This window comes from Nocardioides sp., assembly GCF_035697785.1.
Taxonomy (GTDB): Bacteria; Actinomycetota; Actinomycetes; order Propionibacteriales; family Nocardioidaceae; genus Nocardioides_B.
The window spans coordinates 1-7,728 of the sequence record NZ_DASSCL010000052.1; the positions used below are offsets into that span (position 1 = coordinate 1).

At 71.6% G+C, this 7,728-nt stretch carries 6 protein-coding genes; 4 read left to right on the plus strand and 2 right to left on the minus strand.

The genetic code is table 11. The annotated features are described in order from the left end of the window. Nucleotides 1-1,494 carry a glycerol kinase GlpK gene (gene glpK / locus VFH10_RS05540; RefSeq protein ID WP_325126763.1) on the minus strand — a complete coding sequence of 498 codons (1,494 nt, stop codon included), beginning with the start codon at nt 1,492-1,494 and terminating at the stop codon, nt 1-3. Nucleotides 1,495-1,612: 118 nt separating this feature from the next. Between glpK and VFH10_RS05545 the strand changes: the two genes are divergently transcribed. Next, nucleotides 1,613-2,641, plus strand: a complete 1,029-nt coding sequence (locus VFH10_RS05545; RefSeq protein ID WP_325126765.1) for a 6-phosphofructokinase — start codon at nt 1,613-1,615, stop codon at nt 2,639-2,641. Between the two features lie 113 nt (nt 2,642-2,754). Here VFH10_RS05545 and VFH10_RS05550 read toward each other — a convergent pair whose 3' ends face one another. After that, nucleotides 2,755-3,513, minus strand: coding sequence for an endonuclease/exonuclease/phosphatase family protein (locus VFH10_RS05550; protein ID WP_325126767.1), 759 nt, complete (start codon nt 3,511-3,513; stop codon nt 2,755-2,757). Between the two features lie 63 nt (nt 3,514-3,576). Between VFH10_RS05550 and VFH10_RS05555 the strand changes: the two genes are divergently transcribed. The 3 genes from VFH10_RS05555 to VFH10_RS05565 all read left to right on the plus strand — a co-directional run. Beyond that, nucleotides 3,577-4,140, plus strand: coding sequence for a nucleotidyltransferase family protein (locus tag VFH10_RS05555; RefSeq protein WP_325126769.1), 564 nt, complete (start codon nt 3,577-3,579; stop codon nt 4,138-4,140). A gap of 53 nt (nt 4,141-4,193) precedes the next feature. Continuing rightward, nucleotides 4,194-6,293, plus strand: a complete 2,100-nt coding sequence (locus VFH10_RS05560; RefSeq protein ID WP_325126771.1) for a RecQ family ATP-dependent DNA helicase — start codon at nt 4,194-4,196, stop codon at nt 6,291-6,293. A gap of 101 nt (nt 6,294-6,394) precedes the next feature. Then, nucleotides 6,395-7,728 (plus strand): APC family permease (locus VFH10_RS05565; protein WP_325126773.1); only part of this gene is annotated, 1,334 nt, incomplete at its 3' end.

Genomic DNA, 7,728 nt, shown 5'->3' on the forward strand with positions numbered 1-7,728 from the left:
TCAGGCCCAGGACCTGGACCGCCCGACGGCGTCCTTCCAGCGGGTGTACGCCGTGTCGGCGTCCGCGCGGCTGCCCGACGGCTCGAACCGCCGGTCGAGCTGCCAGGTCTCGCGCAGGTCGTCGGTCGAGGACCAGACCCCTGTGCCGAGGCCGGCGAGGAACGCCGCACCGAGCGCCGTGGTCTCCACGATCCTCGGGCGCTCGACCGGCACCCCGAGCTGCTCGGCCTGGAGCCGGCAGAGCAGGTCGTTGGCCGACGCGCCGCCGTCGACGGTGAGGGTGGTGAGCGCCGTGCCCGGCGGCAACGTCTCGACCACGTCACGCACCTCGAAGGCGATCGCCTCGAGCGTCGCGCGCACGATGTGCCCGCGCGTCGTACCCCGCGTGATCCCGATGATCAGTCCGCGGGCGTGCGGGTCCCAGTGCGGTGCGCCGAGGCCGGTCAGCGCCGGCACGAAGACCACTCCCTCGGAGTCGGGCACCGTCGCGGCGATCGCCTCGGTCTCCGCCGCGGACCCGACGATCTGCAGGCCGTCGCGCAGCCACTGCACGGCCGCCCCGGTCACGAAGATCGCGCCCTCGACGGCGTACGTGAGCTCGCCGGCGGGTGACTTCCACGCCGCCGTGGAGAGCAGGCCGGCGTCGGAGCGGACCACCTCGGTGCCGGTGTTGGTGAGGATGAACGACCCGGTGCCGTAGGTGCACTTGGAGTCGCCGACGTCGAAGCAGGTCTGCCCGAACAGCGCCGACTGCTGGTCGCCGGCGATGCCCGCGATCGGCAGCTCCAGTCCGGCGAACGTGCGCGGGTCGGTGGTGCCCATCGTGCTGCCGTCGCCCCAGGACGGGACGACGTCGGGCAGGGCGTCTCGCGGTACGCCGAACAGGGTGCACAGCTCGTCGCTCCACTCGCCCTTCTCCAGGTCGAACAGCAGCGTCCGCGACGCGTTGGAGACGTCGGTGACGTGCCAGGTGCCGCGCGTCATCCGGGCGACCAGGTAGGAGTCGACCGTGCCGATGGCGTACCGGCCGTCGTCGACCAGCGCCCAGGTGTTCGGCTCGTTCTCCGCGAGCCAGACGAGCTTGGTGCCGGAGAAGTAGGGGTCGAGCCGCAGACCGGTGAGCTCGGCGACCCGGTCCTCGTGGCCCTCGTCGCGCAGCCGTGCGCAGATGTCGGCGGTACGCCGGTCCTGCCAGACGATCGCGCGCCGCGGGGAGCCGAGCGTCTCGCGGTCCCACAGCAGCACGGTCTCGCGCTGGTTGGTGATCCCGACCGCCTTCAGCTCGGGACCGCCGGTCTCGGCGTACGCCGAGACGCACGCGCGGGTGGCCTCCAGCGTCGCCTGCCAGATCTCCTCGGGGGAGTGCTCGACCCAGCCCGGCTTGGGGAAGTGCTGGCCGAACTCCTGGTAGCCCTTCGCGGCGATGGTGCCCTCGTGGGTGACGACGAGGGCCGTCACCCCCGTCGTGCCTGCGTCGATGGCGAGAACGCTCATGCGGGGGATCCTCGCACGCGAGGCGGCGCGGCCCCTCCGCTCGCGGAGCGGACCGCCCTGGATCGATCCAACGGCCGTCGCTAGGGTCGATCGCAGACTTCTCGACTCAGGAGGACACATGCGCGTCGGAGTGCTGACCGGAGGCGGCGACTGTCCCGGCCTCAACGCCGTGATCAGGGCCGTGGTGCGCAAGGGCGTGCAGACCTATGGCTACGACTTCGTGGGGTTCCGTGACGGTTGGCGCGGCCCGCTCGAGAACGTCACCGTGCCGCTCGGCGTCGACCAGGTGCGCGGCATCCTCCCGCGCGGCGGCACCATCTTGAAGTCCTCGCGCACCAACCCGTTCAAGATCGACGGCGGTGTCGAGAAGATCAAGGAGAACCTCGCCGGCAACGGCATCGACGCGTTGATCGCGATCGGCGGCGAGGACACCCTCGGCGTCGCCACCAAGCTCGCCGACCTCGGCGTCGACGTCGTCGGTGTGCCCAAGACGATCGACAACGACCTGAGCGGCACCGACTTCACGTTCGGCTTCGACACCGCCGTGAACATCGCCATGGAGGCGATCGACCGGCTGCACACCACGGCCGAGTCGCACCACCGGGTCCTCGTCGTCGAGGTGATGGGCCGGCACGCGGGCTGGATCGCCCTGCACGCCGGGATCGCGGGCGGCGCCAACGTCGTACTCGTCCCCGAGCAGCCCTTCGATATCGAGAAGGTCTGCGACTACGTCAACAAGCGGTTCGAGTCGCACTACTCGCCGATCATCGTCGTCTCCGAGGGTGCCGTCCCGGTCGAGGGTGGCGACATGACGTTGCAGAGCGGCGAGCTCGACGCGTTCGGGCACGTGCGGCTCGGCGGCATCGGCGACCGGCTCGCCAGGGAGATCGAGGACCGCACCGGCAAGGAGGCCCGCGCGGTGGTGCTCGGTCACGTGCAGCGCGGTGGTACGCCGACCGCGTTCGACCGCTGGCTCGCGACCCGGTTCGGCCTGCAGGCGATCACCGCGGTCCACGACGGCGACTTCGGCAAGATGATGGCGCTGCGCGGCACCGAGATCGTGCGGGTGCCGCTGATCGAGGGCACCGGTGAGCTCAAGCTCGTCCAGCCCGCTCACTACGCCGAGGCCGAGGTCTTCTTCGGCTAGCGCCACGCCACGCGCCACCCCCCGATGTCGGTATGCCGAGCGTGACCTGGGGACCACCCGACGCATACCGATGTCGGAGGCGAGACGAGTGAGGTACGGCGCGGGTTCTCGGGCTAGTCCTCCAGGTCGACGATCAGCGCACGGTGGTCCGACATCGGCAGCCGTCGCGCCTCGCTGTGCGTGACCCGCAGGTCGGCGTTCGTCAGCACGTGGTCGATCTGCTCGACGGGATGGTGCGCGGGGAACGTCTTGAGCTCGGCCAGCGGCCGCATGCCCGTCGTCCGGTGGGCCCGCCCCGGCAGCAGGTTCAGGTCCCCCACGAGGACCACCGGTCCGGTCACGTGGTCGAGCGCCGCGACCAGGCTGCGCAGCTGGCGTCCGTTCCACCAGCGCAGGAACGACAGATGCGTGTTCACCACCGTGACGGTGCCGCCCGGCGCCTCCACCGTCGCCGCGACCGCGACCCGTGGCTCGTCCCGCACCAGGCTCGGCCACCGGCTGCCGCGCCACCACATCGGCACCTGACCCGGCACCGGCGCGAGCCGCACCACCTCCCAGCCCGTGACCGGGTAGCGGCTGAGCACCGCGATGCCGTACGCCGCCGCGTCGGGCTGCTCCTCGCCGGTGGCAGCGATCCACGTGCCGGGACTCCCGTTGAGCGCCGCCACGAACCGGTGCTCGACGGCGCCCATCGCCTCCGCGGCCACGGCGGTGAGGTCGACGTTCTCCGACCGCGGCTGGTTGCGGTCCACCTCCTGCAGCGCGAGCACGTCCGCGCCGAGCGAGCGGATCGACTCGGCGTACCTCCCGACGTCGACCCGCTGGTCGTCCGGCGACCGGCCGCTGAGGATGTTGAACGTCACCACGCGCACACCGGCACCCTGCCCGCAGGCAGCAGCGGGCTAACCCCTCGACCGGGTGGGTAAGAAGGGCGCATGACGGAGCCGGAGCCGGAGCGCAACGACCTGCGCGAGGCGCTCAAACGGGTGGCGGTGGCGCTCAAGGAGAGCGGAGTGCCGTTCGCGCTGACCGGCGGGTACGCCGTGTGGGCGCGTGGCGGCCCGGAGTCGGTGCACGACGTGGACTTCGTGATCGCCGAGGAGGACGCCCAGCGGGTCCGGGAGCACCTCGCGGCCAGCGGGCTCGACGTACGCGAGCCACCGGAGGACTGGCTGTTCAAGGTGGACGTCGACGGCGTGTGCGTCGACGTGCTGTTCCGGATGTCCTCGCAGGCCACGACCCGCGAGGACCTGGCCGACGTCGATGGGCTGGAGGTGCTGTCCGTCGAGATGCCGGTGCTGTCCGCGACCTCGGTGGTGCTGCACAAGCTCAACGCACTCGACGAGCACTACTGCGACTTCGCCGCCGTGATCCCGGTGGCCCGGGCGCTGCGCGAGCAGGTCGACTGGGAGCGGATCCGCGCGGGCACGGCCGACAACATCTTCGCGGCGGCCCTGCTGTTCCTCCTCGAGCGACTGGGAGTCGTCCCGCCCGGGTGAGGTCTGTGGACGCAGCGGCGCCGTGGTCGGCGGCGCGGCCTACGGTGGCAGCCATGACCACGACCACCCTCCCCGACACCCGCGCCGCCACCGCCCAGCGGGTGATCGCCGCGATGGCCGGGCCCGACGCGCGCCTGCGCGACGACCAGGTCACGGCGGTCGCGGCGCTGTGCGAGCCGGCGGCGCGGGTGCTGGTGGTGCAGGCCACCGGCTGGGGCAAGTCGGCGGTCTACTGGGCGGCCACCGCGATCCGCCGGTCCGAGGCGGCCGGTCCCACGCTGGTGGTCTCGCCGCTGCTGTCGCTGATGCGCGACCAGGTCGCCGCCGCCGCCCGCGCCGGCCTCCACGCCGCGACGCTGAACTCCTCCAACTTCGACGACTGGTCCGCGATCGAGCGCGGCCTCCTCGACGGCGAGGTCGACGTGCTGCTGGTGTCCCCGGAGCGGCTCGCCAACCCCGGCTTCGGGCGCCGGGTGCTCGACTCGCTGGCCGGCCGGCTCGGGCTCCTCGTGATCGACGAGGCGCACGCGGTGTCCGACTGGGGCCACGACTTCCGCCCCGACTACCGCCGGGTGTCCGACGTGCTGCAGCGCCTCAACCCCGAGACTCCGGTGCTCGCCACGACCGCGACCGCGAACGAGCGAGTGACCGACGACGTCGCGCAGCAGCTCGGGGACGCCACGCTCGTGCTCCGCGGACAGCTCGCCCGGGCCAGCCTCGAGCTGTCCGTCGTCGACCGGCTGTCCCCGCTGGAGAGGTACGCCTGGGTGGTCGACCACCTGCCGCGGCTGCCCGGCTCGGGCATCGTCTACACCCTCACCGTCGCCGACGCGGAAAGGCTGGCGGCGGCCGTCGCCGAGGTGCACGGCCCCGACGTACCCGTCGCCGCCTACACCGGCCAGCTCGACCCCCAGGACCGGCACCGGCTGGAGGATGCGCTGCGCGACAACCGGCTCAAGGCACTCGTCGCGACCTCCGCGCTCGGGATGGGCTACGACAAGCCCGACCTCGGCTTCGTCGTGCACGTGGGTGCGCCGCCGTCGCCGGTCTCCTACTACCAGCAGGTCGGTCGCGCCGGTCGCGCCATCGACCACGCGCACGCGGTGCTGTTGCCGTCCGACGCGGACGCAGGGGTGTGGGACTACTTCGCGACGGCGACGATCCCGCAGCCCGACCAGGTGGCGCGGGTGCTCGACGTGCTCTCGACCCAGGAGCCGTTGTCGGTGGTCGCGGTCGAGGCCCAGTCCGGCGTGCGACGGGGTCGGGTCGAGCTGATGCTCAAGCAGCTCGCCGTCGACGGGGTGGTCGAGCGGCTCGAGGACGGCTGGCGGGCCACCGGCAAGGACTGGGAGTACGACGCCGCGCACTACGACGGCGTGGTCGCGGTACGTCGTCGTGAGGCCGACATCATGCGCGCCTACACCCGCGGTGAGCGCTGCTTGATGGAGCTGCTGCAGGCCTCGCTCGACGACCCGCACGCCGAGCCGTGCGGACGCTGCTCGGTGTGCCGCGGCGAGCTGCCCGAGGCGCTGTCGGGCGAGCCGGCCGTCGAGACCGTGCAGGCCGTGACCCGGCTGCTGCGCGGGCAGGTGCATCTGCTCGAGCCGCGCAAGATGTGGCCCGGCGGCGCCTTCGGCACCCGGGGCCGGATCGCGCCCGACGACGCCCACGAGGTCGGCCGCACCCTGGTCCACGCCGACGCCCCGGAGTGGCGCCAGACCGTCGCCGAGATCTTCGGTCGCGACGCCCCCGCGCCCGACGAGGTGCGCGAGGCGTGCGTCCGGCTGCTCGCCGGGTGGAAGGACTCCTGGTCGCAGCGTCCCGAAGTCGTGGTCGACCTCCCGGCCGCAGGTTTCCCGGTCATGACCGCATCGGTCGCCGACCACATCGCCGAGCGCGGTCGGCTGGAGCGGGCGTCGATGCCCGCCCCGGCGCGGGTGCCCGACCTGCGGGAGATGTCCTCGGCCGAGGAGGCGGCGTTCTGGCGGGACGCCCTCACCCCGGACACTCTGCCGGGCTCGGTGGCGGGCCGGGCCGTGTTGCTCGTCGTCGACGCCACCTCCTCGCTGTGGCCCGTCACGGTGGCCGCCGCCGCGCTGCGCCGGGCCGGGGCCACGACCGTGCTGCCGCTGCTCGTCCACCGCCGTCCCTGAGCCCTCTGACCCGACCTCCCGGCCGACAAGGGGCGTGGATGCTTGCGCTGGCGCCGGAATGGGGAAGAAGGTGAGAAGGACGCCGTGAGCGAGGAGTTGTGATGAGCACCGAGGTCAGCAGCGAACGGACCGGGCACGAACAGCACGAGCTCAAGCGGGTGATGGGACCCAAGCTCCTGTTGCTGTTTATCGTCGGCGACATCCTGGGCGCCGGCGTCTACGCGGTGACCGGGGACATCGCCGGGGAGGTGGGCGGGGTCGCCTGGCTGCCGTTCCTCGTCGCGTTCACGGTCGCCACGCTCACAGCCTTCTCGTACCTCGAGCTGGTCACGAAGTACCCCCAGGCCGCCGGCGCAGCGCTCTACACGCACAAGGCGTTCGGGGTCCACTTCGTGACGTTCCTGGTCGCGTTCACCGTGGTGTGCTCCGGCATCACCAGTGCCTCCACCTCGTCCAACCTGCTTGCGGCCAACCTGCTCGCCGGGCTCGACGAGACGATCGGTGGCGTGCCGACGTCGACCACGGCGGTGCTGCTCGTCGCGCTCGGGTTCATGCTCCTGCTGGCCGCGATCAACCTCCGCGGTGTCGGCGAGAGCGTCAAGTTCAACGTCGTCCTCACCCTGGTCGAGATCACCGCCCTCGCCATCGTGATCCTGATCGGCTTCTGGGCGATGGCCTCCAACGGCGTCGACGTGAGCCGAGTCGTGGTCTTCGAGAACGCCAGCGACCGCGGCATGTTCGCCGCCGTCACGGTCGCGACCGCGATCGCGTTCTTCTCGATGGTCGGCTTCGAGGACTCGGTCAACATGGTCGAGGAGTGCCACGAGCCGGAAAAGATCTTCCCGCGCACCATGCTCACCGGTCTCGGCATCGCCGTGGTCATCTACATGCTGGTGGCGATCTCGGTGGTGATGGTGCTGCCCATCGGGGACATCCAGAACTTCGACGGAGAGACCGGCATCCTGCTCGAGGTGGTCAAGCAGGGCGCGCCCGGCTTCCCGGTGAGCACGGTGTTCCCGTTCCTGACGGTGTTCGCCGTGGCCAACACCGCCCTCATCAACATGCTGATGGCCAGCCGGCTGATCTACGGGATGGCCCGCCAGGACGTGTTGCCGCGCTCGCTCGGACGCGTGCTCCCCGGCCGTCGTACGCCGTGGTCGGCGATCGCGTTCACCACGCTGCTCGCCTTCGGCCTGATCTGGGTCGTCACCGAGCAGTCCGAGAGCTCCATCGTCGAGTCGCTGGCCGGCACGACCGGACTCCTGCTGCTGGTCGTGTTCACGATCGTGAACGTCGCCTGCCTGGTGCTGCGTGGCGACAAGACGACCGAGCGCGTGTTCAAGGCCCCGACCGTGATCCCGGTCATCGGTGCCGTCGGCTGCGCGTTCCTCACCGGTCCGTGGGCCCGCGACCCCGAGGACTGGGTGCAGTACCG